Origin of the sequence: Acidihalobacter aeolianus (genome assembly GCF_001753165.1) — a bacterium.
Classification (GTDB): Bacteria; Pseudomonadota; Gammaproteobacteria; order DSM-5130; family Acidihalobacteraceae; genus Acidihalobacter; species Acidihalobacter aeolianus.
Map to the genome: position 1 here is coordinate 571,752 of NZ_CP017448.1, position 24,909 is coordinate 596,660.

Sequence of the window (24,909 nt, forward strand, 5' to 3'; positions counted from 1 at the left end):
CTAGAACGGCACCCGCAGGACGCGGCCCGTGTGACGTTCGATGTTGATCTTGTAGACGTCGCCGGCGTCCATGTCGTCGGCGGTCTTGGCCTCGGCGAGGGCCTTGACCACTTCCTCGGAATTCATCGTCAGCACCGTCACCGGGTTCTCGAAGGCCATCGGGAAATCGTGCCAGGTCCCGGCGTGGATCATGATGCCGTGGCCGGGCGGAATGCGGAACGCGACCACGTCCTCCAGCACCGGCCGACTGGCGCCGGTGTCCTGGTTCGGCTTGCCGAGAACCATCGCGAAGGGCTGGTCGCCCAGGCCCACGAACAGCTGGGTCATGCGCAGGTGGCGTTCCAGCCAGGTGATTTCCGCGCTGCGATGGGAGATGCGCGCGGTGCGCACCACGGCGCGCTCGTGATAGACGAAATCGAGGTTCTGGCCCTCTTCCACGCTGCCCTTGTAGAAGGGGATGGGCAGGCCGGGCTTGAGCACGCTGTCGCCGATCATCAGGCCGTATTCGGCGGTGTTCTCGGGCGTGGCGTCCACCAGCGGGACGTCGACGTAGCGTTGTGCGGCGGTTTGCGACGACATGACGGGAATCCTCCTTGCGTTTTTCGTTGTCAGACGGACGGTGCGCCGGGCGGCGTGCGCAGCGCGGTCAGCAGCAGGCGTGCGGCCACCTCCAGCCGGTAGGCGGCGGTTGAGCGGATGTCGTCCAGGGGCCTGATGTCCTGGGCGAGGTGCCGGCGCAGGGTCGCGGTGTCGACCGCCTCCGGGCGCTGGCCGACCAGCCAGTCCTCGACGGCGGGCAGCGCGGCGGGAGCGGGGCCCACGCTGGCGAGGCCGAAGCGGGCGCTGTGCACGGCGCCGGCGGCATCCAGGCGCAGGCGCGCGGCCAGACTGAGCTTGGCGATGGCCTGCGCCTGCCGGGTGCCGACCTTGCGGTGGAACTCGATGGCGGGCCCCGGCTTGGGCGCCGGCAGATGGAGCGCGACGATCAGTTCGTCCGCGCGCATCCGGGTCTGCTTGTAGCCGGTATGGAACTCGCGGTAGGGCAAGCGGCGTCGGCCTTGCGGGCCGGCCAGCTCGATGAGGGCGTCATAGACCAGCAGGGCGGGCGGGTTGTCCGCGGCCGGGGAGGCGTTGGCGACGTTGCCGCCCAGGGTCGCGCGGTTCTGGATCGGCAGCGCGCCGGTCACCGCCGCGGTGGCGGCGAGCAGCGGGTAGCTCTCGCGCACCCGTCGATCGCGGGCGATGCGCCGCAGGGGCACGCAGGCGCCGATGCGCAAGCCGCCGTCGCTGGCGTAGAGCCCGGACAGTTCGCTCACGGCGGTCAGGTCGAGCCAGTTGCGCTCGTCCGCGACGGGATGAAGACGCTGCTCGACCATCAGGTCCGTGCCTCCGGCGATGATCCGCCAGGCCCCGTCGGCGTTGCCGCCGAGCAGGCGCATCGCCTCGGCGAGGGTACGCGGTCTAGCCCACACGGCTGTGCGTCTCATGAGTCTGCGCGGCGGCCTCCTCCGCGGCGGCGGCCACGGCCGCATAGATGCGCGTGTAGCCGGTGCAGCGGCACAGGTTGCCGGCGAGGCCCTCGCGGATCTCGGCGAGGTCGGGGTGAGGGTGATCGGCGAGCAGCGCCGTCGCCGCCATCAGCATGCCGGGCGTGCAGATGCCGCATTGGGTGCCGCCGTGTGCGGCGAAGGCGCGGCGCAGCGGCGACTCGGCGGGAACGCCTTCGACGGTCTGCACGCGGCAGCCGTCGAGCTGGCCCATGGGTACCAGACAGCTGTTCACCAGCACGCCGTCGACCAGCACGGCGCAGGCGCCGCATTCGCCCTCGCCGCAGCCTTCCTTGGCCCCGGTCAGGCCGAGAGTTTCGCGCAGGTAGTCGAGCAGCCGGGTGTCCGGGCGGCAGGCGGCGCTGTGCTGGGCATCGTTGACGGTCAGGCGCAGGTGCATGGGCGGCTCCGTTGACGTGTGCTCGTGATCATTTGCCCATGGCCTCCGACGCGCTCAGCGGGTAGTGCGTGGCGGGCACGCGATCGGCGCTCATCGCCTGGGCGATCTGCTTCGGGTGCGCCAGGACATAATCGACGAAGGCGTTGCCGACGCGGTAGGCGTTCTCGAAGGCGATGCGGCCTCCGGGGTAATTGTGTTCGAGCAGCCAGGCGGCAGCGGTTTCGCCGGGTGGCGGCTGGTCGAAGTCGCTGATCGTGCGCAGGCTGAGGTAATGCGAGAGCAGGCCGCGTCGCGCCATCGCGTCGGCGTCGCCGGTCTCCTCCATCGCGGTGGTTACGTAGCGCGCGGCACCGTGGGTGTAGTAGTCGACGATCTGTTGCGCGAGCCGCGACAGCTCGACGCCGGACCAGAAGTCGTCGCCGGTGACGGTCGCGCCGACGCCGACTTGGGGCTGGCGGTTGGCCTGGCCGGGATACAGCTTGCGGTTGTTCATCGCAGGGAGGTCGTCGGCCAGCGGAATCTCGCGGGTGACCTCGAAGGCCAGATTGACCAGCCAGGGGTTGAGCTTGAAGGCCTCGGTGCCGAGCGGCGGCTGGTCGTCGCCCAGCGGCAGGAAGCGCGGTTCGGGCTGACCGTGCGAAATCGCCGTGAGGTGATGGCCGAGATCCCAGGAAATCACCCAGTCGGACCAGTAGGCGCCGCCGAGGGTGTCCTGCCCCCAGGGCGGGCCGCCGGCGATGCCGGCACGCAGCACCAGGGCCTGTGTCATGTCGAGCTGGCTGCTGGCGAGCAGGGCCGAGACGGTGGTGGCGGAATTGACTTGCGCCTCACCGGTTTCGGTCACGCACACCTGGCGGGTGTCGCACCACACCGGGGCGTAGGCGCCGGCGACCTTGAGTTCGGTTGGGTCCTTCATGTGCTTGAGCCAGGGCGCGAGTTCGGGCGGGAAGGCGGCGAGCACCATCACCTTGACCGGCACCGCGGCGAAGGCGCCGGGGGCGATCAGCAACAGGCCGATAAGCATTCGGGTAAGCAGGCGTTTCATGCGACATCCTTGTGGTCGGTCGTGAGCTTTGCGAGCAGGTGTTCGGGCAGGATCGGCACGGCATCGATGTTTACGCCGAGGGCGTGGCGGACGGCATTGGCCACCGCCGGAGCGGGGCCGTCCATCGGCAGCTCGCCGATGCCCTTGGCGCCGCCGGGGCCGGGGGCGTCGGCGGTTTCCTGGAAGAAGACACGGATCGGTGGCAGGTCGGCGCTGGTCGGCAGGATGTAGTTGGTGATGCGGTCGTTGGCCATCACCCCGGCATCGTTCCACACCACGTCCTCCAGAAGCGCGAGGCCGATGCCCTGGGCGACGCCGCCCTCGATCTGACCGGCGGCGATCACCGGATGCACCGCGCGGCCGATCTCCTGCACGGCGACGAAGTCGCGCACACTCACGGCGAGGGTATCGAGATCGACCTCGACGTCGGCGACGTAGGTGGCCCAGGCGTAGCTGGCGTAGGCCGCGCCGCGGAAGTGTTGGTCGTCCCATTCGACCCCGGTAGGGGCGCGGTACTGGGCGATCTCGACGGTATTCCCGCCGGCGGCGTGCAGGCGGGCGCAGGCCGCGGCGAAGGCGGCCTCGTCGTATTGCCCGGGCAGACCGGCCTCGGCGCTCAGCCGCTCGATCATCGTGCGGGCGGCATCCTGGATCAGTCGTCCGACGACCATGCAGGTGCGCGAGGCCACCGTGGGGCCGGAATTCGGCACCACCTGGGTATCGGTCGGCGCGACGCGGACGCGGGCGATCGGCAACTGCAGCGCGTCGGCCGCGATCTGGGTGAAGGTGGTGGCCATGCCCTGGCCGATCTCGGTGCTGGAGCTCAGCAGCTCGACGAGGCCGTCCGCGGTGACGCGCAGGCCGGCCCTGGAGCGCAGGTTGACCTCGCCGTTGCCGGTGAAGCCGGAGCCGTGGCAGAAGGTGGCGAGACCGATGCCGCGGCGCGTGCGGTGGCCGGCGCGGTTCCAGGCCTCGTGCGCGGCGCGCCGCTGGGCGTAGTCGCTTTCCGCGAGCGCCTGTGCGAGCACGGCGTCGGCCACCGCGTCGTCGCCCGCGAGCTGGCCGGTGGCCGAGCGGTCGCCCGGCGCGAGCAGGTTGCGCCGGCGCAATTCGGCGGGGTCGAGCCCCAGCCGTTCGGCCAGACGGTCGAGCGCCGCTTCCAGGGCGAAGATGCTCTGCGGCGCGCCGAAGCCGCGGAAGGCGCCGAAGGGCGGGTGGTTGGAGGCCACCGCGCGGCCGCGCACGCGAACGTGCTCGCAGCGGTAGGGGCCGGGGGCGTGGATCACGCCGCGCGACAGCACCACCGGGCTGAGCGTGGTGTAGGCGCCACCGTCGAGTGCGAAGTCGAAATCGATCAGACACAGTCGGCCGTCGGCGTCGGCGCCGACGCGCACGCGGCTGCGCGAGGGGTGGCGCTTGGGCGTGGCGCGCATGTCCTCGCCGCGGTCGTAGATCATCTTCACCGGGCGCCCGCTCGCCTTGAGCGCGAGCAGAGCGACGTGGCAGGCGATCATCGAGGGGTATTCCTCCTTGCCGCCGAAACCGCCGCCGGTGGCCGTCTGCACGACGCGGATGCGCTCGGCCGGCAGGCCGGTGGCGTGCACCAGGGCGTCGAGCACGTAATAAGGGCACTGCATCGAGCCCTCGATGCGCAGTTCGCCGTCGGGCATCAGGTGCCCGATCATGCCCTGCGGCTCGATGTAGACATGCTCCTGCGCGCCGGTGCGGAAGGTGCCCTCGATCACCGCGGCGGCCTGGCGCTCGCCCTCGGCGAGGTCGCCCTTGGCCAGGGTGTAATCGGTGAAGACGTTGTCCGGCACGATGCGCCGCGACGAGACCAGTGCCTCGTCCACGTCGAACAGCGGTTCCGGTCCCGGCGTTTCGATCACTTCGATATGCGCCAGCGCCTCGGCCAGACGTGCGCGGTCGGGGTGGGCGATCAGCGCCACCGGCTCAGCGGCATGGCGGTATTCGCCGGCGGCGAGCACCGGCTGGTCTTCAGCGATGGCCTTGACGCAGTTGGCGCCGGGAATGTCGGCGGCGGTCACGATCACGAATTCGGACCAGTCGCGGTCGGGATCGAGGCAGATGCCGCCCAGCGTGCCGCCCGGATGGCAGGTGCGCAGGGTCGCGGCGTGGAGCATGTCCGGATAGACGATGTCGTCCACGTAGCGCGCGCGGCCGGCAAGCTTGTCGTCCGCATCCACGCGTATCGGGCTGGTGCCGATGGTGTCGCTCAAAGTTCCTGGTCTCCTGGCAAGTGCGCCGCCGCGCTCAATCTCATGCAACGATGTATGCAAGCAGAATGCGTGCCAGTCATGGGCTATAGATCGATGCATGCAGAGCGTGGGCCAGACCGGGTTATGGCGTGGCGGGACTGCGGAGCGCGATTTCTTTGTGCCCCAATATAGTGCATGACCTGTTCCGCAGCACTCGGATCGAGCGTTGTGCAGGGGCTCGGGCCCGGTGTTGCGCGCCCCTGAAACGGTCCGAATCTTGCTCCAATCAGGCGCCGCCGCGACCCTCGAAGCATCCCGTGCCGGTGCGGTCCTTGCTGGCATCAATCGTGAATACATGCATCGTTGTATGCATAAGTCGATGAGCAAAGTTTGCCTGATTGCATGAATTCTGACACCTCCCAGAACGTGACCGCCGTGCAGCCGCCGCGCCTCGAACTCGTGGGGCTGACCAAGCGTTTTCCAGGCGTGCTCGCCAACGACCGGGTCGACGTGAGCGTCCGCGCCGGCGAGATTCATGCCCTGCTGGGCGAGAACGGCGCCGGCAAGAGCACGCTGATGAAGATGATCTACGGCCTGCTCGCGCCCGACGAGGGTTCGATCCTGTGGGAAGGCCGCGAGACCGTGATCGATGGGCCGGTGCATGCGCGTCGCCTCGGCATGGGCATGGTGCAGCAACATTTTTCCCTGCTCGAAAGCCTCACCGTGGCCGAGAATCTGGCGCTCACGCTGAACCGGCGCGGACGCTGGGAGCCCGCGCGCGTGGCCGCACGCGTGGCCGAGGCGGAAGGCCGCTACGGTCTGGCGGTCGAGCCGCGCCGGCCGGTGCACAGCCTGTCGGTCGGGCAGCGCCAGCGGGTCGAGATCCTGCGCTGCCTGCTGCAGGAGGAACCGCTCAAGCTGCTGATCCTCGACGAGCCGACCGCGGTGCTCACGCCGCAGGAAGTGGGCGGGCTGTTCGAGGTGCTGCGCCGGCTTGCCGCGCAGGGGCTGAGCATCCTGTTCGTCAGCCACAAGCTCGACGAGGTCAAGGCGCTGTGCGAGCGCGTCACCGTGCTGCGCGGCGGCAGGGTGGTCGCGCGCCGCGACATGGCGGACGTAACGGTGGACGAGCTGGCCACGCTGATGGTCGGCGACCGCCCGCCGGCCCTGCGCGCGCGTCGCGCGGTGGCCGGCGCCGGCGAGGTCCGCCTGGCGCTGCAGGGGCTCGATCTAGCGCCAGACCATCCGCACGGCACCGCGCTGAGTCGAGCCTCCCTGGAGCTCAGGCGCGGCGAGATCCTGGGGCTGGCCGGGGTTTCGGGCAACGGCCAGCAGGAACTGCTCGCCGCGCTGGTGGGCGAGCGTCCGGTGCCGGCCGACTGTGTGCTGATCGACGGCGAACCGGTGGGCCGGATGGGCGTGGCCGAACGCCGCCGGCGCGGACTGCGCTACGTGCCGGAGGATCGTCTGGGTACCGGCGCCGTGCCCAGCCTCTCTTTGATCGACAACGCCCTGCTCACGCGCTGGCCGAAGGCGACGCGCTTCGGCTGGGTGTCGCTGGCGGCGGCGTGGCACTGGGCGCAGGCGATCTGCGAACGCTATCAGGTGCGCCAGGCCGGCGTCGGCATGCCGGCGTCCTCGCTGTCGGGCGGCAACCTGCAGAAATTCATCGTCGGCCGCGAGCTGGACGAGACCCCGGAGATCTTCGTCGTCGTGCAGCCCACCTGGGGCGTCGACGTCGCTGCGGCGCGACGCATTCAGGACGCCCTGCTCGCACTGCGCGAGCAGGGTACGGCCCTGCTGGTGATCTCCGACGACCTCGACGAACTGCTCGCCCTGGCCGACCGCGTGGCAGTGATCAGCGGCGGACGGGTGTCGTCGGCGCGGCCGGTGGCCGAAGTCGGCCGCGCGCAGCTCGGTCAGCTGATGGGCGGTCGCGGCCTGGAAGCGGAGGTGCCCGATGCTGCGGCTTAGACTGCAGGCGCGCGCGCGGCCTTCCACCCGCATGCAGTTCGCCGCGCCACTGCTTGCGGTGGGCGGCACCGCACTGGTCGCCTTCGCGGTGCTCGCGGCCTCCGGACATCCCCCGCTCGGCGGTTTCTACGCACTGTTCCTGGCGCCCTTCGGCAGCGCGTCCGGCTGGTCCGACGTGCTGGTCAAGGCGGCGCCGCTCGCGCTCATCGGCGCGGGGCTGGTGGTCGCCTATCGCGCCCGGGTGTGGAACATCGGCGCGCAGGGGCAGTACGTGATCGGCGCGGTACTCGGCAGCTCGCTGATCGTGTATCACCCCGACGCCACCAGCGCCTGGCTGCTGCCGGCGATGGTGCTGCTCGGCGCCGTCGGCGGTGCCGCCTACGGCGCGATCCCGGCGCTGCTCAACACGCGCTTCAACGCCAACGAGATCCTTACCAGCCTGATGCTGGACTACGTGGCGCTGTACCTGCTGCGCTATCTCACCTTCGGTCCCTGGCGCGATCCGCACAGCTACGGTTTTCCCGGCTCGATCTCGTTTCCGGATGCGGCCAGCCTGCCGATCATCTGGCCGCAGACGCAGTTCGACCTCGGCGCGCTGTGCGCCTTCTTCGCCGCGCCGCTGGTGTGGCTGTTGCTGCGCGGGTCGCTGTTCGGTTTCCAGGTGCGCGTCTCGGCCAGCGCGCCGGCGGCGCGCTATGCGGGCTTCAGCCGCGGCCGCACGGTGTGGCAGGCCTTCCTGCTCAGCGGCGCCTGCGCGGGGCTGGCGGGCATCCTGCAGGTGGCCGGGCCGATCGACCAGCTGCGCCCGAACATCTACTCGGACATCGGCTTCGCCGCGATCATCGTGGCCTACCTCGGCCAGCTCAATCCGCTCGGCGTGCTGCCGGCGGCGCTGCTGGTCGGCCTGTTCTACGTCGGCGCGGACAACGCCCAGATCACCATGGGCCTGCCGGTGGCGCTAACCCAGCTGCTGCAGGGCGTGCTGCTGTTCACCCTGCTCGCGGCCAACGTGCTGGTGCGCTACCGGCTGCGGCGGGTGCCGGCATGAGCCTCGACCTGTGGACCTCGATCGGGGGCAGCGTGGTGGTGGCCGCCACCCCGCTGCTGCTGGCCTCGGCCGGCGAACTGGTCACCGAGCGCGCGGGCCTGCTCAACCTCGGCGTCGAGGGCATGATGACGGTCGGCGCCGCGGCCGGCTTCATCGCCGCCTACCACACCGGCAGCTCGGTCGTCGGGTTGTTCGCCGGTGCCGCGGCGGGTCTGTTCTGTGCGCTGATCTACGCCTGGCTGACCGTGCAGCTCGCCGCCGATCAGGTGGCCACGGGGCTCGCGCTGACCATCTTCGGCCACGGCCTGAGCGCCTTCGTCGGCCAGCCTTACGCCGGCAAGTCGATCCATCCGCTCGGCGATGCGCCAGTGCCGCTGCTGCAGCACATACCCGTGCTCGGCCCGGTGCTGTTCCATCACAGCCTGCCAGTGTACTTCGCGATCCTGCTGGTGCTGGGGCTGGCCTGGTACCTGCGCGCGACGCGCGGCGGGCTGATGCTCAAGAGCGTGGGCGAGGACCCGCAGGTGGCGCGCGGTCTCGGTCTGCCGGTGATCGCGATCCGCTACGCCGCGGCGCTGTTCGGCGGCGCGATGGCGGGCCTCGGCGGCGCCTTCCTGTCCACGGTGTATACGCCGATGTGGGCGCAGGGCATGGTCGCGGGGCAAGGCTGGATCGCGGTCGGCCTGGTGGTGTTCGCCACCTGGCGTCCGCTGCGCCTGCTGCTCGGCGCCTGGCTGTTCGCCGGCGTCGGAATCGGCCAGCTGTTCTCACAGGCGGCGGGTCTGCAGGTGAACACGTATTTTCTGTCGGCATTGCCCTATCTGGCCGTGCTGACGGCGCTGGTTCTGATTTCGCGCGACCCGATGCGCATCCGGCTGCACACGCCGGCCGCGCTCGGGCGCCCGTTCAGGGCCGAGTCCTGAAGGCGGCGGGGCGGGCTTGATGCTCCCGCGGTCGGGTTCGTTCGATCTTCACACGCAAGGAGATGGCAAAGATGAGTTCACGTCGTGATTTCCTCAAGGGCATGGGTGCCCTGGCTGCGGCCGGCGCCCTAGGTGGTCTGCCGGGGCGCAGCATGGCCAGCGAGTACTACCACATTCCGCTGAAGAAGCCGCTCAAGGTCGGTTTCGTCTACGTCGATCCGATCGGCGACATCGGCTGGACCTATCAGCACGAGCTCGGCCGCAAGTACATGGACAAGATGCTCGCCGGCAAGGTCGTGTCCAACTACGTGGCCGACGTTGCCGAGGCCAAGTCGGAGCCGGTGATCCGCCGTCTGGCGCAGACTGGGCATCAGCTGATCTTCACCACCTCCTTCGGCTACATGGACCCCACGCTCAAGGTCGCCAAGGAATTCCCGCACGTGATCTTCGAGCAGGCCACCGGCTTCAAGACCGCACCGAACATGGGCAACTACAACGGCCGCTTCTACGAGGCGCAGTACCTCATCGGCCTGATCGCGGGCGCGATGACCAAGACAGACAAGGTCGGCTACATCCTGCCGTTCCCGATCCCCGAGGTGTTCCGCGTGGTCGACGCCTTCACCCTCGGCCTGCACGAAACCAACCCCAAGGCCACGGTCAAGACCGTGTGGGTGAACACCTGGTACGACCCCTCCAAGGAGCGCGAGGCCGCACTGACTCTGGCCGCCTCCGGCTGCGACGTGCTGGCCACGCACACCGACTCCCCAGCGCCGATGCAGGTGGCCGAGAGCAAGGGCATCTATGCCTTCTGCCAGGATTCCGACCAGAAGCAGTACGGCCCGCACGCACAGCTCAGCGGCGTCATCGACGACTGGGCACCCTACTACTACGAGACTGCGCGCAAGGTGCTCGAAGGCAAGTGGAAGTCCGAGGCGGTATGGGGCGGCCTCAAGTCCGGCATGGTGCAGCTCGCGCCGCTCAGCCCGGTCATTCCCAAGCCGGTGGCCGATCTCGTGTACAAGCGCAAGAAGGCCATCGAGGATGGCAGCTTCGACATCTTCAAGGGCCCGATCTACGACCAGAAGGGTATGCTGAAGGTCCCCGCCGGGAAGTCGCTGAGCGAAGACGAACTGCTCGGCCTGCAATGGTTCGTCAAGGGCGTCGAAGGCCAGACAAGCTGACCGGCACCGCCTGAAACAAGAAGAGAGAATCGATATGGATACCGGAGTCTTGATCGAGCGCCTGCCCAAGGTGGAGCTGCACGTGCACATCGAGGGCACGCTCGAACCCGAACAGCTGTTCGCATTCGCGCGCCGCAACGGCGTCAGCGTGCGCTATCCCGACGTGGAGGCGCTGCGCGCGGCCTACCGGTTCCACGACCTGCAGTCCTTCCTCGACCTGTACTACGAGGGTTGCGCGGTGCTGCTCACCGAGCAGGACTTCTACGAGCTGACGCTCGCCTACCTCAGGCGGGTGGCGGCGCAGGGCGTGGTGCATACCGAGATCTTCTTCGATCCGCAAAGCCACACCCACCGGGGTGTGGCCTTTGCCACCGTTTTCGACGGCATCAGCCGGGCGCTGGCCGAAGGCGAACGCAGCCTCGGCATTACCTCCCGGCTGATCCTCTGTTTCCTGCGTCACCTCGACGAGGCCGACGCCTTCGACACCCTGCGCCAGGCCGAGCCCTACCTAGACCGCATCGTCGCGGTCGGCCTTGACTCCAGCGAAGTCGGGCATCCGCCGTCCAAGTTCGAGCGCGTGTTCGCCGCCGCGCGCGAACACGGCCTCCTGACCGTCGCGCATGCCGGCGAGGAGGGCCCGCCAGAGTACATCCGGGAGGCGCTGGACCTGCTCAAGGTCTCGCGCATCGACCACGGCGTGCGTTGTCTGGAGGACGACGCGCTGGTCGAACGCCTGGTCGCCGAGCGCATGCCGCTGACCGTATGCCCGCTGTCCAATGTGCGCCTCGGCGGCTTCGCCGAAATGCGCGACCACCCGCTCAAGCGGCTGCTCGACCGCGGCCTGTGCGCCACGGTCAATTCCGACGACCCGGCCTATTTCGGCGGCTACATGACCGAGAACTTCACCGCCACGCAGGCCGCGCTCGGGCTGACCGCGGACGACATCCTGACGCTGGGGCGCAACGCGATCGAGGCAGCCTTCCTCGACGCCGACGCACGCGAGCGATTGCTTGCGCGGGTGGCGCAGAGCGCCGCCTGAGGACTTCGACGATGCGCAGGGATGCGGAAGTGGACATGGCGGGGACGTTGAATCTCGCGCGCCTGCGCCGGCGCTACGCGGATGAGGACGCGACGCCCGAAGAGGTGCTGCGCGAGGTGCTGGGGCGCATCGAGGCGTGCACCGCGCAGCACGTCTGGGTGGACCTGCTGCCCCACGACGATCTGCTGCTGCGCGCCCGCGCGCTGGGTGCGATGGGCGCCGCGCAGCGCGCCGAACTGCCGCTCTTCGGCATCCCGTTCGCGGTCAAGGACAACATCGACGTCGCGAGTTATCCGACCACCGCCGGCTGCCCGGAATTCGCCTACACCGCCTCGCGCACGGCCACCGTGGTCGCGCGCCTGGAGGCGGCCGGCGCGATGCTGATCGGCAAGACCAACATGGACCAGTTCGCCACCGGCCTCGTCGGCACGCGCTCGCCCTACGGCGCCTGCGACAACGCCGTCGACCCGGCCTACGTTTCAGGCGGGTCGAGTTCCGGTTCGGCGGTCGCGGTGGCCTGCGATCTCGTCAGCTTCTCGCTCGGCACCGATACCGCCGGTTCCGGGCGCGTGCCGGCCGCGTGCAACGGCATCGTCGGTCTCAAGCCGACGCGCGGCCTGCTCAGCACCGCCGGCGTGGTGCCGGCCTGCCGCTCGCTGGACTGCGTGGCGATATTCGCCCAGTGCGTGGCCGATGCCGGCAACGTGCTGGAAATCGCCCTGGGGCCGGACCCGCGCGACCCGCTCAGCCGGGACGTGCCGCCGCTGCCGGTGCGCGCCGGCCTGCACGAGGGCGGTTTTTATTTCGGCGTGCCGGCCGTGGAGGCGCTGCGCTTCTACGGCGACGCCGAATCGCAGGCGCTGTTCGAGGCGGCCCTGCAGCGCCTGGAATCGATCGGCGGGCGCCGGGTGGAAATCGACTTCGCGCCGTTTCTGGAGGCCGGCAGCCTGCTATACGACGGCCCCTGGGTGGCCGAGCGGCTGGTCGCGGTCGGCCACTTCCTGATGCAGCAGCCGGAAGCCGTGCTGCCGCATACACGTGCGATCATCGAGGACGGCATGGCCTACGATGCCGCTGCCGTGTTCGGCGCGCAGTACCGCCTCGCCGCGCTGCGGCGCAAGGCCGAGGAGCAAATGGCACGCGTCGACGTGCTGGTCACGCCGACCATCGGTACCCACGTCCGGCGCGAGGACGTCGAGATCGAACCGCTCGCCGCGAACCGCCGGCTGGGTTACTACACACAGTTCGTGAATCTGCTGGACCAGTGTGCCATCGCCCTTCCGGCCGGCAAGCGCAGCGACGGCATGCCCTTCGGCATTTCCCTGATTGCGCCGCCGCTGGGCGATCGCGATCTGCTGACCCTGGCCCTGCGCTTTGCCGGCGAGGCGAGCGAGGGCGCGGTTGACGAGCCGGCCGACGACGATATTCAGCTGGCCGTGGTCGGCGCACACCTCAGCGGCCAGCCGCTGAACCACCAGCTGACCGTGCGCGGCGGACAGCTGATGCGCCGCTGCCGGACGGCGCACGCCTACCGGCTCTACGCCCTGCGCGGCACCACGCCGCGCAAGCCCGGCCTGGTGCGCAGCCTGCCTTCCGGTGCCGGCGACGCCATCGAGGTCGAGGTCTGGTCGCTGCCCACCGGCGAGTTCGGCGGCTTCCTGCGCGAAATTCCATCGCCGCTGTGCATCGGTTCCGTGGAGCTGGAAGACGGCGAATGGGTACAGGGCTTCCTGTGCGAGCCGCACGCCCTGGTCAACAGCGAAGACATCACCGCCCACGGCGGCTGGCGTGCGTATCTGAACGCAGTCGGAACCTGAGGCGACACCTCGTCGCCCTCAATCCCCTGGGTTGCGCTGTGCCTGAACGGTTCATCATCATCGGAGGCAGCAGATGACGAGCAAAGCTAAACAGCGTGTTCGAGAACTGCGTATCGACGAAACCCGGCTCTGGGATTCGCTGATGGAACTGGCCCGGATTGGCGCCACGCCCAAGGGCGGAGTCTGCCGGCAAGCCCTGACAGACCTCGACCGCCAGGGGCGGGATCTGGTCGTTCGATGGGCGCGCGAAGCCGGGCTGAGTGTGACCGTCGACAGGATCGGCAACGGTTTCTTGCGCAGGTCCGGGCTGGACGACAGCCTCCCGCCGATCGTTACCGGCAGTCACATCGACACCCAGCCCACCGGCGGCAAATTCGACGGTAACTATGGCGTGCTCGCCGGGCTCGAGGTGATGCGCACACTGAACGATCACGGCATCGTGACGCAGGCTCCGCTGGAAGTCGTCTGGTGGACCAACGAGGAGGGCTGTCGCTTTGTACCGGTCATGATGGGCTCCGGTGTTTTCACGGGAGCAGTCACGCTGGAGCACGCCTATGCGGCGACCGACGCAGAGGGCAAGCGGCTGGTCGACGAGCTGTCGCGCATCGGCTATCTCGGCGCACAGGAGCCAGGACATCATCCCATCGGTGCGTATTTCGAGGCGCATATCGAGCAGGGGCCGGTGCTCGAAGCGGAGGGCAAGACCATTGGTGCCGTGACCGGCGTTCTGGGCAGTCGGTGGTTCGACTGCACCGTGACCGGCATGGAGTCGCATGCCGGATCGACACCGATGTCGTCGCGCCGGGATGCGTTGCAGGTCGCCTCCGTCCTGATGCAGGAGGTGGCCGCCTGCGCGCATCGGCATGCGCCGGACGGTCGGGGTACGGTCGGCCGCGTTGAAGTGTTTCCCAACAGTCGCAACGTCATTCCCGGCAGAGTCAAATTTTCGATCGATCTGCGACATGGCGATGATGCGGGGTGTGCGGAGATGGTCGACGAAATCCGCGCCAAAGCCGCCGAGCTGATGGCGTCTACCGGCCTGGACATTCGTCTGGAAGAAGTGTCCGCCTACCCGGCTCAGGCCTTCTCTCCTCGCTGCGTGGATGCCATCACCCGCGCATCCGACGATCTGGCGTATGTAGCCATGCCCATCGTTTCGGGCGCTGGCCACGATGCGGTCCATGTTGCCCGGATTGCACCGACCGGGATGATCTTCGTGCCCTGTCGCGGCGGTATCAGTCACAACGAAATCGAACACGCGGAGCCGGCAGATCTTGCCGCCGGATGCAACGTGCTGCTGCAGGTGATGGCGGAGTTTGCCGATGTGGGCTGAGTTTTCGTGATCGAAATGAATCTATCCTTGTTCGTTGAGTTGGGATTATTTTGTAGGGGCTTCATCGGATAGGGTGGGTAACTCAGCGGCTGTCGAGGCCATTGGGGTAGAGGTCGATGCCACCGAGATGGAAGTAGATGGCGTTATGGAAACGGGCTCGATTGCGGAAGCCACAAGCGCGTTTCTTCAGGCGCTGGATGCGGCTGTTCATGCTCTCGGCATGGCCATTGTGGACCTTGAGCACCACGGCGTTGATGATGCCCCACAGATGTCTCTTGAGCGTGGCCGCGGCTTTTTTCATCGGCGCCAGACGACTGCGTACCGCCCAGGCCATCCAGCGCGCCCAGCCCTTGGCGGCCCAGGTGCGGCGGGTGTAGTGCCACAGGCCCATGGCGAACTCCTTGATCGCCCAGGCCCGGGCGGTCTTGAGCGTGCTCTCGCGCAGTGCCTGAAAGCGCCGGCGCTGCGCCCGGCTCATATTCGCCGGGTTGGTCAGCCACTGATACTTGCTGCCCTTGAGCGTTGTCTGCCCGGCACCCAGCAGCGCTCGATGCTCCTGGCGACGCACCCGGTCCACGGCCTCGCCCAGATACTTCGCGACATGAAATTTGTCGAACGCGATTTTCTCTCGCGCCCCTGGGATATGGGCCTCGGTCGCCGCGATGTAGGCCGGCCACATGTCCATGGCCACCGCCTCGAGCCCGAGCTTATGGCTCTCGGGCAGGCTCTCGTAGTAGCCGGCCAGACTCTCGGTCCTGCGCTCATCGGCCACATGCACCACCACGCCCCGGTCCTGGTCGCTGACGATCGCGACATACTCATGCCCGCGCTTGAAGGCGGTCTCATCGACGCTGATCGCCCGTGGCGGCTGCCCCTGGCGCCGCGCCAGACCTCGCTGCACGGCCCGGCGCATCACCGCGTCGATCGCGTTCCAGCTCAAGCGCAACTGCCGAGCCACCGCCTGGATGCTCGCCTCCTTAAGCCAATCGATGATCAGGGCCTCGAACAACGCCGTGAACCCCGAGCCCGGTTCCGCCCACGCTACCGCCACGGTCACCACCCCGTGTTCAGCGCACTTCACCCGCGGCACATTCTCTTCCAGTACCGTCTTGTACTGACAGGTGTCCAGGTGGCGCCAACGACGCCGGCGCTGTCATAACCAGGGCTGGGCTTGTCGCACTTCGGACAGCTCCAGCTCGTGCCGGGCTCTGGCGCGACCTGAACTCGAATCTCTTCGCTCGCCTGATCCACCGCCACCGACATCACCTGCCACGGCGAACTCAACCCCAGAATCTGGGCGTAAAGATCAATGTCTCTCATCGTTCAGAAACCTAAGCTACCCACTCGATCAGGGGAAGCGCCATTTTGTATAATAATTAAATTTAATTAATAAAGTTAATAATAATTTCTTTTTATTTAGTGTAGCAAGTAAAAATTTGGCACATTTGCTGTGCAATACATGCGTATGTGCACAACAATGTGCGCGAATTATTTCACGTTAGAAAATCAGGTTATTTAGGGTAATTCTTGAATTACATGGCTTTAACGCAATCATTTGATCCATTAATTGAATGGCATGCAATCTGCTTGGCGGGGTCGTCTGCACCAACCCTGGAGGGCAAAGACATGTCGTCTCAGAAAAGCTGGTTTGCACGCGTTACCGCACATGAAAAGGTCGAAGATTATTCGTTGCGGTATGCACCGAAAACTTTCAGGAAATGGTCTCCTGCAATTGTCGCGTCAGCCGGACTTGGCGCATCGGCAGCCTTGTTTCCCTTCGCGATCAGCGCCGTGCTGTCAAATCAGTTGGGCAGCGCGAATGCCCTGATCGGCAATCTGATCGCGGTGCTGTTCTGTGTGCTGACCGGAATTCCGATTGCCCGCGAAATCGCCAAAAACAATATCGACATGGATTTGCTCACGCGCGGCGCGGGATTCGGTTATCTGGGCTCGACCCTGACCTCATTGATCTACGCCACGTTCACATTTATCTATTTCGCGTTCGAAGGCTCGATCATGGGGCAGGGCATTACGGGCACCTTCGGCGTTCCAATTGAAATTTCATATGTCATCGTCGCGCTGGTCATCATTCCGCTAGTGACGTTCGGGATGTCCTTTCTGGCCAAGTTCCAGGCCTGGACGTGGCCTTTGTGGGCAGCCCTGCTGGCCATGCCCATCGCTGCGGTAGCTGTGGTCGGCGACCACGGCGTTGGTTCATGGTTGAGCTACAAGGGCATGGGGGCAAGCGCCGGCGCCTCGACCCATCTGATCAGCAACGTATCGATCGGGCTGGCTGCCGCGGCCCTGCTGTCTCTGCTGGCGCAGATCGGAGAACAGGCGGACTACGTACGCTTCATGCCCGACGAGGGGCGCGACAATGCGGCGGCGCACCGTTTCTGGACCTTCATGTCCGGTCCCGGCTGGGCCATCGTTTTTGCCGTCACGTACACGCTGGGTTCCTACGTGGCTTCCTACACTGCATCGCATATCGGCGCGAAAAGCAACGAGCCGTTCCAGAATTTCCTGTACGCCTACGACCTGTTCCTGCCGCACTGGCTGGGCACGACCTTCGCCTTCCTGCTGGTGGTGGTGGCGCAGGCGAAGATCAACGTCACGAACGCGTATTCAGGGTCACTGTCCTGGTCAAATTTCTTTTCGCGTGTGCTGCACAAGCATTACGGGCGCTTCACCTGGCTGCTGTTGCAGGTCTTGATCGGGCTGGCGCTCATGGAAGCGAACGTATTCAAGGAAATGGCCGCGCTGCTCGGTTTTTATTCGAACGTGGCTGTTTCGTGGATCGTCGCGGTATTTGCGGATTTAACGATCAATCGAAAAATGCTGGGTATCGGGCCGAGCTGGGTCGAATTCAAACGCGGACACCTGTACAACTTCAACCCCGTCGGATTCGGCAGCATGCTGATCGCATCAGCCATTTCCATCGGCACCTATTTCGGCATGTTGGGCGCAGAACTCAAACCGTACGCTCCGTTTGTTGCGGCCCTGGTTTCGTTTATCTGCGTGCCTCTGATTGCTGTGCTGACGAAAGGAAAATATTACATCAAGCGCATGCCGTCAGACGGTCCGGTGTCGGCGCATGTTGCGCCCAAGCACGCGTGCGCCGTGTGCAGCGATCATTTCGAATCGCCCGACCTGCTGGATTGTCCGCATCACTCCGGAACCGTGTGTTCGCTCTGCTGTACGGTCGAGTCCGCCTGTCACGACATGTGCAAATCCATTCCCATCGTCGCGGCGCCGCTGACCGCAAAACCCTGAAAATTCCTGAATGCACCGGGCCCCCCGGTCGCACCCGAAATTTTTTCACTGAAGGAAATTGGAGGACTGCAAGATGGCGCTTACGCTACCCACGCTGGTCGAGCTCGATGAGATTTGCGACAAGCTGAGAATCAGTCTGTCGTCGGAAGATCTGATCGCATACCAGGGCATGATGCAGGGCTATGTCGATGCGTATAACACGGTCGATGCCATTCCCGGAAAAAAACCCGAGACGTATTACCCGCGCGGGGGCTGGCACCGGCCCGCAGCGGAAGAAAACAAATTCAACGAATGGTATGTGCGCTGCGCCATCGACGGCGAGGCGGACGGTCCGCTGAAGGGTTGGGATATTGCGGTCAAAGACAATGTGATGGTGGCCGGCATCCCGATGATGAACGGCGCGTCGACGATGGAGGGCTATACGCCCAATGTTGACGCGACGGTCGTCACCCGCTTGCTGAAAAGCGGTGCGCGCGTGGTCGGCAAGGCCAACTGCGAATATTTCTGCCTGTCCGGTGGCAGCCATACCTGCGCGAACGGTCCGGTGCGCAATCCCATCAATCCGGAACGCATGGCGGGCGGTTCGTCGTCCGGCAGCGCGGTGGCCGTCGCCACGGGGGAATGCCGCGGTGCCCTGGGCGGCGATCAGGGCGGATCGATCCGCATGCCGGCCTCGTTCTGCGGCATCGTCGGCATGAAGCCCACGTTCGGCCTCGTGCCCTACACGGGGATCATGCCCATCGAGATCACCGTGGATCACGTCGGCCCGATGACGCGCACCGTGGCCGACAACGCGAAGATGCTCAAGGCCCTCGCCGGCAAGGACGGCTTCGACCCTCGGCAGGTGTATGCCGACGAGCAGGTGCAGGACTATGAGGCACTGCTCGACAAGGGCGTCGCCGGGCTTAGGATCGGTATCCTGCAGGAAGGCTTCGGCTGGGCGGAGTCCGACCCGAAGGTCGATGCGAGGGTGATGGCCGTGGCTCGGAAGCTGGCGGAACTCGGCGCGGAGGTTTCCCAGGTCTCGGTCCCGCTGCACAAGCTCGGCTCAACCCTGTGGGCACCCGTCGGCATCCAGGGGCTGTACGCCACTATGTTGGTTGGCGACGGTTACGGCATCAGCCGCGAGGACTACTACGCGACCGATCTGATGAAATTCCACGCGCGCTGGCGAGATCAGGCGGACGAGATGTCGGCGACGACCAAGCTGCTGATGCTGTTCGGGGAGTATGTCAACGCGCGACACGGCAGCTACCACTACGGCAAGGCGATCAACGCGGTGAAGACCCTGCGCGCGGCTTACGACGAAGCGCTCACGCAGTTCGACATGCTGCTGATGCCGACCACGCCGATGACCGCAACCGAGTTCCCGGCCGACGACGATGTATCGCAGGTCAAGGGAGCCTTCGAGATGCTGGCCAACACCAGCCCCTTCGACCTCACGCATCATCCCGCCATCGCCATGCCCTGTGGCGACGTAGACGGGCTGCCGGCCAGCGTCATGCTCGTTGGGCGTCATTTCGACGAGGCGCGGTTGTACCAGGCTGCCGCCGCGCTGGAGGCGAGTCTTTGAGCTGATCTTAAGCGGCGCAACCTGATCCGGCGCATGCCGCGCCGGCCTACGCGGTTTAGAATGGCCCACGGGTGCCCTATGTGCCCCGGCATGTTTCGGCATGCCGGGGTTTTTCGTTTACCCGCCGGAATGCCGCGCCCCGTACCGGCCGGCGCAACAGACAGCGACAGTCAATGGACGATTGCATCATCGTGGGCGGTGGCCTGATCGGCATGCTGACCGCCCGTGAACTCAGCGCCGAGGGTCTCGCGGTGCGCCTGATCGAGCGCGGCGAGCCGGGCCGCGAGGCCTCGTGGGCGGGCGGCGGGATTCTGTCTCCGCTGTATCCCTGGCGCTACCCTGAGGCGGTGACGCACCTCGCGCGCTACGGCCAGGCCCGCTACGCCGCTCTGGCGCGGCGGCTGTGCGAGGACAGCGGCGTCGACCCCGAATGGGAGCCCAGCGGGCTGTTGATGACGGACAGCGACGAGCAGGCCGAGGCGCTCGCCTGGGCGGACGCACAGGGCGTCGAGATGGAATGGCTCGATGCCGAGGGCGTGCGTCGCTGCGAGCCGGCGCTGGCGCCCGCGACCGGCGGGTTGTGGATGCCCGGTATCGCGCAGATGCGCAACCCGCGCCTGGTCCGCGCCCTGCGCGAGGGCCTTGTTCCTGCCGGCATCGCGGTCGAGTCGAACAACCCTGTGCGCGCGCTGCGCGTGACGGCAGGCCGGATCGCCGGCGTGGACACGGAGCAGGGCCTGCGGCAGGCCGGGCAGGTGGTGATTGCCGGCGGCGCGTGGAGCGCCGGGCTGCTCGACGAGCTGGGCGGGGCGCCGCCGATCCGCCCGGTGCGCGGGCAAATGATCGTGTTTCGCGCCGAGCCGGGGCTGCTGCGGCGCATCGTCCTGCGCGGCGACCGCTACCTGATTCCCCGCCGCGACGGCCGAATCGTCGTCGGCAGCACGCTTGAGGAAGTCGGCTTCGACAAGGGTACGACGGACGCGGCGCTCGCCTCGCTGCGCGACGCCGCGCGCGGGCTGGTGCCCGCGCTGGCGGACGTGCCGGTGGAGCATCAGTGGTCCGGGCTGCGTCCCGGTTCGCCGGACGGCGTGCCCGTGGTCGCCGAGCACCCGCGCGCCAGCGGGCTGTTCGTGAATGCCGGGCATTACCGCAACGGCGTGGTGATCGGCCTTGGCTCGGTGCGGGTGCTAGTCGATCTGATGATGGGACGTACGCCGCTGATCCCCGCCGAAGCCTACGCCTACCCCGCTGGGGCGTAATGCGATTCGTTCCCGTTCTAGACCGCGTCTAAATATTGCGTTAGGATTGCAGTATGACTTATTCCGCCCGCCAGCCCATGACCGACCGCGCCGCCGTTATCGGCCTGCTGCGCGAACACGGCATCACGCCCACGCAGCAGCGTGTGGAGATCGGCTGCCTGCTGTTCGGCGCACATCAGCACGTGTCCGCCGATCAGGTCCTGGCGCGCTTGAGCGGCACCCGTCACGGCGTCTCCAAGGCCACGGTATACAACACCCTCGGCCTGTTCGCGGAGAAAGGACTGCTGCGCGAGGTCGTGGTCGACCCGAGCAAGATGTTCTTCGACACAAACCTGGACCCGCACCACCACCTCTACCACCTCGAATCGGGCGAACTGGAAGACATCGAGGCGGCGGACGTGACCATCAATCGCATGCCGGTCCTGCCCGAGGCGGTAGACGTGGCCGGGGTGGACGTGATCATCCGGGTCAAACCCAGCGCCCGTTGAGGGCCGCATCAAGACGGCGTTGAGCTTTGCCGGCGCTTTGACTATCCTTACGCCCCTTGCCGTTGTGGCTCAGTTGGTAGAGCAACTGATTCGTAAGTAGTAGGTTGAACGCAAGAATCATCAATATAAACCGCTAATTAGCTGGTGTATTCGCCCTGCTAATAAGGGTTTAATAAAGAAAAGTATAGGCCGACGTAGCTCAGCTGGTAGAGCAATCGATTCGTAATCGATAGGTCCGCAGTTCGATTCTGCGCGTCGGCACCAATCCCACACAAAACGGCCATCCTTCGAGATGGCCGTTTTGCTATTGTTTTCGGCAGTACGTGAAGGGTTTTGCGATTTCTAAATCTTGATCTCAACACCCGACAATTCAACAAACCATTCTGAAGCCTCAGCTAAAGCTCGCTTTTGGGTGCGGGTGAATTTGTTGGGCCGATTTTCCTTAGATCCCCATACCTCACCACGGTAAGGATTATCTTCTAAACCAGGAATATCTCGTATTGGGTCATAGCCAATTATTAGCTCAGCCGTGCGAGCAGAGCTGGAACTCAGCGTCTGCGGCGGTCTTGGCGAACTGGTCGAGAATCTGCTGCCGGTCGGTATGGCTGGAGGCCACGATATTCCTGCGGAACTGCGCGATGCTCCGGTTGGCCTTGTTCTTGGCGAGCCGATGGGCTGCGGCGCGGTCGGCCGGGTCGGCATCCTGAACGATGCCCTGCGCATCGCGGTTGATGTTGCCGGATGCGTCGGCGACCTGCTGTTGCAGCTTCCCGATCTTGCGCTTGAACGCGGCGGCGAGTTCGGCGGCACGGGCGGCCAGCCGGTCGATGTTGTCCGGTGTTAGCGGCACATCGGTGGGGACGGTCTTGAGGTCTCGGGTTGCCATGCCGGCCTCCTTGTTCGGGTGGTACTCAACCGGGAGGCCCAAGGCAGATAACGGCGGGGCTCTTCCCACTCAACCCTGCGGACGCCAGATGTCCACATTGAGAGTAAGGATAAACCCCGCGCCAAGTGCGGGTAAGGCGATAATTACTTGTAGATCAATTAGTTGTAGATTATCCGCTGTCAGACATAGATGACGCGCTCGCACGTATCCGGCATGCGGGGCGGTGCTCCCTCGAAGCCTCGCACAGTGACGATCCCAGCAGAAGGTCCGGCCATGCCGTAACTGGTCGCATCAAGCCAATGGTCTACCGCCTTGGTGTCCACATCCTCCGGGTTGCGCGGATCGCGGGGCAGGCTCGGCACCGTGCGTAGCCAGCCCGTGCAACGGCTCGCCACGTAGAATTCCCGGGCTAGGAACAATCCGTGCGGCATTATCGCAGTGGATTGATCCAGCGTGTTATCAGATCCTATGCGTCATAGTGCAAATTGATCATGGTGACCTGTAATCGCGTCCGAAACGCCAATCCTGGTCGGTTTGTTCTTCTTATATCTCTCGCTCGCTGCGATCAGATTCTCACCAGTAATACGACCCCGATGAAAACGGAGGCTGCGACGAGTATTGCGCGCCACGGGGGTACGAAATACGGGGTTTCGCCGGACTCGCGATGCGACTTGTAACCATGGATCATGGCCGATACCAGATTCTCTCCGCGGACCAGGCGGTAGAAGATGATCGCGACGAGATGCAGGCCGATGAGGAGTAACAGGAGGTTGAAATTGAAGGCGTGCAAGTGTGCGAAAAGGCGTCCTGTGTCGTAGGAGACCCACTGGGACAGTGGGCCTGAGGCGCCGCCGTCGTCATTCACCGCGAAAAGTCCGAATATGGTTTGCAGCAGCAAAAGGCTCAGCATGACGATAATGCTGAGTGCTCCCAGTGGGTTGTGACCGAGTGACGCCGTGCCATCGCGCTTGAATAGCTTGCGGGCATAGCGCCAAATGCCTGCGGGCCCGCGAACGAAGCTGCTGAACCGGGCTGTTTGTCCGCCACAAAAACCCCAGACGATCCGGAAAAACACGAGGCCAAGGACGCCGTAGCCGGCTAACAGGTGCCACCGCATGTGGTCTGTATCTGCGGTCCACCAGCAGGTCGCGAACAGTATCAGAAGGCTCCAGTGCCAGATCCTCGTCGGCAGATCCCAGACCCGAACGCGTTTTCGAACGGCAGTCTCCGTATTGCTCATGCGTCACCACCAGCTGCTGTGCGTGCGGAAGGCCCGGTGGCAACTGCCGCAGGACTGGCCGAGTTTCCTGGCATCGAATGCGAGCGCGTGAAGGTCGTGTTTGGCGGCGTCGCGTGTGATGTTGTCCGCACTGATTTTCATCCTCTGAGCGGCTCGGGCGAACGCGGCGGGTTTTTTCCAGATTTCCTGGCTCGCTCGGGTAGCGACGCCATGCCCTTTTCCGCTGCCCGCGGGGAACCAGTTGGGCAGGGCATTGGAGAGTGTGTCGATTCGCTTTGCGTAGACCTGGATCCAGTGCCAATCCGGGGGCGAGCGATGCATCTCGTCGCGTAGAAACTTGTCGTTCCGGCCGAGCTCTTTGAAGTGCTCCTTGCGCGCATGGACGATCTGCGCGACGTCGGCGGCATTGGCGACACCGGCCAAACCCATCAGCAGTGCGGCGGTTATGCATGCGAGCGAGACACGGACCTGACCGGTTCGAGTGCGGTTAAAACCCATGGGGATCAATCCTTGATGTGGAGTAGACGGGCGGGCGGCATAACCGCCCGGTGAATTATCTTCGAAACGCTATCGAAATGCTTGGCCGGGGACGATGTGCCCATCATCGGGCCGGCATCGGAAGGATGCAGACGAGAAGCCTGAAATGACACGCGCTTAGGCGGCCTCGAGGTCGCCTGGTTTGCGGATATGGGTTCCGCATGGTCACGGTGACTGGCAGGCGAGCCACCTTTGATGCTGGATACGGTCTTCATCTTCCTAGACACGTTGCGTCGCCCGGTTCCGTTGCGTTGCGGCACGGCCTGCACCAGCCGGTAACCATAACCCTTGACGTTGCGGATCGTGATCGGCACGCCCTGGCGCTCCAGGGATGCGCGCAGATTGCGGATCTGCGAGGCAAGCCGTGCGCGCACATTCGGCTTGCCCATCCACACCACGGCCTCCAACCGTTCATAGGAAACGGCTCGCGTGCCGCGATCGTGCAGGGCCTGCAGCAATTCGATTTCCTTGGCCCGCAGAGCGATGGGCCAGCCGTTGAGGTAGGCGCGGTGGGTGAGCGGGTCGAGGCCCAGGGGTCCGATATATCGGTGATTCGGATAGCCCGAGGCGCGTCTTAGCAGCGCGCGAATGCGCAGCAGTATTTCCTCGCCTGTCGTTTGATCGTGCGTACAAAAGACAGGCGCCCAGTCGGTGTGTATTTCGTTGCATCGTTCCGCTGAATGCATCAACAGGATCGGCGGGCATTTGTGCGGCACAGGGAGAATCAATTCGATATCGTGCAGCCACTGGGAAAACTCATCGTGTGAATAACCGCGCATGATAATGACGGAAAAATCTCTGGTAGATAGCAATTCCTCAGTCTGTTCTAAATTTCTGGCATAAGCGACTCTGAAGCCATCCTGCGTGAGCAGTCGTCGCAGAGAAAATGCCTGATCTGATTTTCCGGATATCAATACCCAATGCATAGAAGGATGTCTTCATTAAACAGCAACCCCCCTATTGGCCAATGTATTGATTTTAAAATATCTCTGAATGCCGCTACTTCAACGACGCCATGGCTAATGCTTCAGGCATCATGAGTCATCCATGAAAATCACGAGCGCTACTATGGCATAGAAAATTGTTGCAAATTGTTACCGCTCAGTAAGGAAACTCGGTTGGGTCAT

General features: G+C 65.4%; 21 protein-coding genes, 1 tRNA gene and 1 pseudogene. 12 read left to right on the forward strand and 11 right to left on the reverse strand.

From position 1 onward, the window contains the following. The 5 genes from BJI67_RS02630 to BJI67_RS02650 are packed head-to-tail and all read right to left on the reverse strand — an operon-like array spanning position 1 to position 5,232. The gene (locus BJI67_RS02630) at positions 1–579 is read right to left on the reverse strand and encodes an ureidoglycolate lyase (protein ID WP_070071704.1); all 579 of its coding nucleotides are present in this window, start codon (positions 577–579) and stop codon (positions 1–3) included. A 29-nt stretch (positions 580–608) separates the two neighbouring features. Beyond that, a complete protein-coding gene (locus tag BJI67_RS02635; protein ID WP_070071705.1) occupies positions 609–1,487 on the reverse strand; it encodes an FAD binding domain-containing protein in 879 nt (292 codons plus the stop codon). After that, positions 1,462–1,947: a (2Fe-2S)-binding protein gene (locus BJI67_RS02640; RefSeq protein WP_070071706.1), complete on the reverse strand. Its 486-nt coding sequence runs from the start codon at positions 1,945–1,947 to the stop codon at positions 1,462–1,464. Before BJI67_RS02640 ends, BJI67_RS02635 begins: the two co-directional genes overlap by 26 nt. A 28-nt stretch (positions 1,948–1,975) precedes the next feature. After that, positions 1,976–2,992 carry a nucleoside phosphorylase-I family protein gene (locus BJI67_RS02645; RefSeq protein ID WP_083250577.1) on the reverse strand — a complete coding sequence of 339 codons (1,017 nt, stop codon included), beginning with the start codon at positions 2,990–2,992 and terminating at the stop codon, positions 1,976–1,978. Further along, positions 2,989–5,232 carry a xanthine dehydrogenase family protein molybdopterin-binding subunit gene (locus BJI67_RS02650; RefSeq protein ID WP_197513263.1) on the reverse strand — a complete coding sequence of 748 codons (2,244 nt, stop codon included), beginning with the start codon at positions 5,230–5,232 and terminating at the stop codon, positions 2,989–2,991. Before BJI67_RS02650 ends, BJI67_RS02645 begins: the two co-directional genes overlap by 4 nt. 381 nt (positions 5,233–5,613) lie before the next feature. Between BJI67_RS02650 and BJI67_RS02655 the strand changes: the two genes are divergently transcribed. The 7 genes from BJI67_RS02655 (at position 5,614) to BJI67_RS02685 (ending at position 14,526) form a co-directional block, all read left to right on the forward strand. Continuing rightward, complete coding sequence (locus BJI67_RS02655) at positions 5,614–7,185, forward strand: ABC transporter ATP-binding protein (protein WP_070071708.1); 1,572 nt, start codon at positions 5,614–5,616, stop codon at positions 7,183–7,185. Beyond that, on the forward strand, positions 7,172–8,233 hold the full coding sequence (locus BJI67_RS02660) for an ABC transporter permease (protein WP_070071709.1): 1,062 nt from the start codon (positions 7,172–7,174) through the stop codon (positions 8,231–8,233). The genes BJI67_RS02655 and BJI67_RS02660 overlap by 14 nt, the downstream gene beginning before the upstream one ends. Beyond that, positions 8,230–9,156: an ABC transporter permease gene (locus tag BJI67_RS02665; protein ID WP_070071710.1), complete on the forward strand. Its 927-nt coding sequence runs from the start codon at positions 8,230–8,232 to the stop codon at positions 9,154–9,156. The genes BJI67_RS02660 and BJI67_RS02665 overlap by 4 nt, the downstream gene beginning before the upstream one ends. A gap of 71 nt (positions 9,157–9,227) precedes the next feature. Further along, complete coding sequence (locus BJI67_RS02670; RefSeq protein WP_070073907.1) at positions 9,228–10,337, forward strand: BMP family ABC transporter substrate-binding protein; 1,110 nt, start codon at positions 9,228–9,230, stop codon at positions 10,335–10,337. A 34-nt stretch (positions 10,338–10,371) separates the two neighbouring features. Next, positions 10,372–11,376: an adenosine deaminase gene (locus BJI67_RS02675; RefSeq protein ID WP_070071711.1), complete on the forward strand. Its 1,005-nt coding sequence runs from the start codon at positions 10,372–10,374 to the stop codon at positions 11,374–11,376. A gap of 11 nt (positions 11,377–11,387) precedes the next feature. Next, complete coding sequence (gene atzF / locus BJI67_RS02680) at positions 11,388–13,193, forward strand: allophanate hydrolase (RefSeq protein ID WP_231940888.1); 1,806 nt, start codon at positions 11,388–11,390, stop codon at positions 13,191–13,193. A gap of 73 nt (positions 13,194–13,266) precedes the next feature. Beyond that, positions 13,267–14,526: a Zn-dependent hydrolase gene (locus BJI67_RS02685; protein ID WP_070071712.1), complete on the forward strand. Its 1,260-nt coding sequence runs from the start codon at positions 13,267–13,269 to the stop codon at positions 14,524–14,526. An 82-nt stretch (positions 14,527–14,608) separates the two neighbouring features. Here BJI67_RS02685 and BJI67_RS02690 read toward each other — a convergent pair. After that, positions 14,609–15,664: pseudogene (locus tag BJI67_RS02690) on the reverse strand (ISL3 family transposase); the annotation flags it as partial. 488 nt (positions 15,665–16,152) lie between these two features. On the opposite strand from BJI67_RS02690, the gene BJI67_RS02695 reads away from it, so the two are divergent. The 5 genes from BJI67_RS02695 to BJI67_RS02715 all read left to right on the forward strand — a co-directional run bounded on the left by BJI67_RS02695 (position 16,153) and on the right by BJI67_RS02715 (position 21,383). Next, positions 16,153–17,799, forward strand: coding sequence for a purine-cytosine permease family protein (locus BJI67_RS02695; RefSeq protein ID WP_070071713.1), 1,647 nt, complete (start codon positions 16,153–16,155; stop codon positions 17,797–17,799). A gap of 73 nt (positions 17,800–17,872) precedes the next feature. Continuing rightward, on the forward strand, positions 17,873–19,372 hold the full coding sequence (locus tag BJI67_RS02700; protein ID WP_070071714.1) for an amidase: 1,500 nt from the start codon (positions 17,873–17,875) through the stop codon (positions 19,370–19,372). A gap of 173 nt (positions 19,373–19,545) precedes the next feature. Beyond that, positions 19,546–20,631 carry a glycine oxidase ThiO gene (gene thiO, locus BJI67_RS02705; protein WP_070071715.1) on the forward strand — a complete coding sequence of 362 codons (1,086 nt, stop codon included), beginning with the start codon at positions 19,546–19,548 and terminating at the stop codon, positions 20,629–20,631. A gap of 53 nt (positions 20,632–20,684) precedes the next feature. Beyond that, positions 20,685–21,119 carry a Fur family transcriptional regulator gene (locus BJI67_RS02710; protein WP_070071716.1) on the forward strand — a complete coding sequence of 145 codons (435 nt, stop codon included), beginning with the start codon at positions 20,685–20,687 and terminating at the stop codon, positions 21,117–21,119. Positions 21,120–21,307: 188 nt separating this feature from the next. Then, positions 21,308–21,383, forward strand: a tRNA-Thr gene (locus BJI67_RS02715). Positions 21,384–21,642: 259 nt separating this feature from the next. On the opposite strand, the gene BJI67_RS02720 is transcribed toward BJI67_RS02715, so the two are convergent. The 5 genes from BJI67_RS02720 to BJI67_RS02740 all read right to left on the reverse strand — a co-directional run bounded on the left by BJI67_RS02720 (position 21,643) and on the right by BJI67_RS02740 (position 24,561). Next, on the reverse strand, positions 21,643–22,005 hold the full coding sequence (locus BJI67_RS02720; RefSeq protein ID WP_156782004.1) for a hypothetical protein: 363 nt from the start codon (positions 22,003–22,005) through the stop codon (positions 21,643–21,645). A 179-nt stretch (positions 22,006–22,184) separates the two neighbouring features. Then, positions 22,185–22,400 (reverse strand): hypothetical protein, encoded by a 216-nt coding sequence (locus tag BJI67_RS02725; protein ID WP_197513265.1) that lies wholly within the window; start codon positions 22,398–22,400, stop codon positions 22,185–22,187. A 170-nt stretch (positions 22,401–22,570) separates the two neighbouring features. Further along, positions 22,571–23,245 (reverse strand): cytochrome b/b6 domain-containing protein, encoded by a 675-nt coding sequence (locus BJI67_RS02730; RefSeq protein WP_070071719.1) that lies wholly within the window; start codon positions 23,243–23,245, stop codon positions 22,571–22,573. A 3-nt stretch (positions 23,246–23,248) separates the two neighbouring features. Then, entirely contained in the window at positions 23,249–23,743 is a 495-nt protein-coding gene (locus tag BJI67_RS02735; RefSeq protein WP_070071720.1) for a c-type cytochrome, read from the reverse strand. 5 nt (positions 23,744–23,748) lie between these two features. Beyond that, on the reverse strand, positions 23,749–24,561 hold the full coding sequence (locus BJI67_RS02740; protein WP_070071721.1) for a winged helix-turn-helix domain-containing protein: 813 nt from the start codon (positions 24,559–24,561) through the stop codon (positions 23,749–23,751). Positions 24,562–24,909: the final 348 nt, after the last annotated feature.

Coding starts and splice junctions, on each gene's coding strand:
- BJI67_RS02735 (WP_070071720.1), bottom strand. CDS start 23,743: ATGGGTTTTAACCGCACTCGAACCGGTCAGGTCCGTGTCTCGCTCGCA.
- atzF (WP_231940888.1), top strand. CDS start 11,388: ATGCGCAGGGATGCGGAAGTGGACATGGCGGGGACGTTGAATCTCGCG.
- BJI67_RS02645 (WP_083250577.1), bottom strand. CDS start 2,992: ATGAAACGCCTGCTTACCCGAATGCTTATCGGCCTGTTGCTGATCGCC.
- BJI67_RS02660 (WP_070071709.1), top strand. CDS start 7,172: ATGCTGCGGCTTAGACTGCAGGCGCGCGCGCGGCCTTCCACCCGCATG.
- BJI67_RS02635 (WP_070071705.1), bottom strand. CDS start 1,487: ATGAGACGCACAGCCGTGTGGGCTAGACCGCGTACCCTCGCCGAGGCG.
- BJI67_RS02710 (WP_070071716.1), top strand. CDS start 20,685: ATGACTTATTCCGCCCGCCAGCCCATGACCGACCGCGCCGCCGTTATC.
- BJI67_RS02730 (WP_070071719.1), bottom strand. CDS start 23,245: ATGAGCAATACGGAGACTGCCGTTCGAAAACGCGTTCGGGTCTGGGAT.
- BJI67_RS02740 (WP_070071721.1), bottom strand. CDS start 24,561: ATGCGCGGTTATTCACACGATGAGTTTTCCCAGTGGCTGCACGATATC.
- BJI67_RS02670 (WP_070073907.1), top strand. CDS start 9,228: ATGAGTTCACGTCGTGATTTCCTCAAGGGCATGGGTGCCCTGGCTGCG.
- BJI67_RS02700 (WP_070071714.1), top strand. CDS start 17,873: ATGGCGCTTACGCTACCCACGCTGGTCGAGCTCGATGAGATTTGCGAC.
- thiO (WP_070071715.1), top strand. CDS start 19,546: ATGGACGATTGCATCATCGTGGGCGGTGGCCTGATCGGCATGCTGACC.
- BJI67_RS02675 (WP_070071711.1), top strand. CDS start 10,372: ATGGATACCGGAGTCTTGATCGAGCGCCTGCCCAAGGTGGAGCTGCAC.
- BJI67_RS02685 (WP_070071712.1), top strand. CDS start 13,267: ATGACGAGCAAAGCTAAACAGCGTGTTCGAGAACTGCGTATCGACGAA.
- BJI67_RS02665 (WP_070071710.1), top strand. CDS start 8,230: ATGAGCCTCGACCTGTGGACCTCGATCGGGGGCAGCGTGGTGGTGGCC.
- BJI67_RS02630 (WP_070071704.1), bottom strand. CDS start 579: ATGTCGTCGCAAACCGCCGCACAACGCTACGTCGACGTCCCGCTGGTG.
- BJI67_RS02655 (WP_070071708.1), top strand. CDS start 5,614: ATGAATTCTGACACCTCCCAGAACGTGACCGCCGTGCAGCCGCCGCGC.
- BJI67_RS02640 (WP_070071706.1), bottom strand. CDS start 1,947: ATGCACCTGCGCCTGACCGTCAACGATGCCCAGCACAGCGCCGCCTGC.
- BJI67_RS02695 (WP_070071713.1), top strand. CDS start 16,153: ATGTCGTCTCAGAAAAGCTGGTTTGCACGCGTTACCGCACATGAAAAG.
- BJI67_RS02720 (WP_156782004.1), bottom strand. CDS start 22,005: ATGGCAACCCGAGACCTCAAGACCGTCCCCACCGATGTGCCGCTAACA.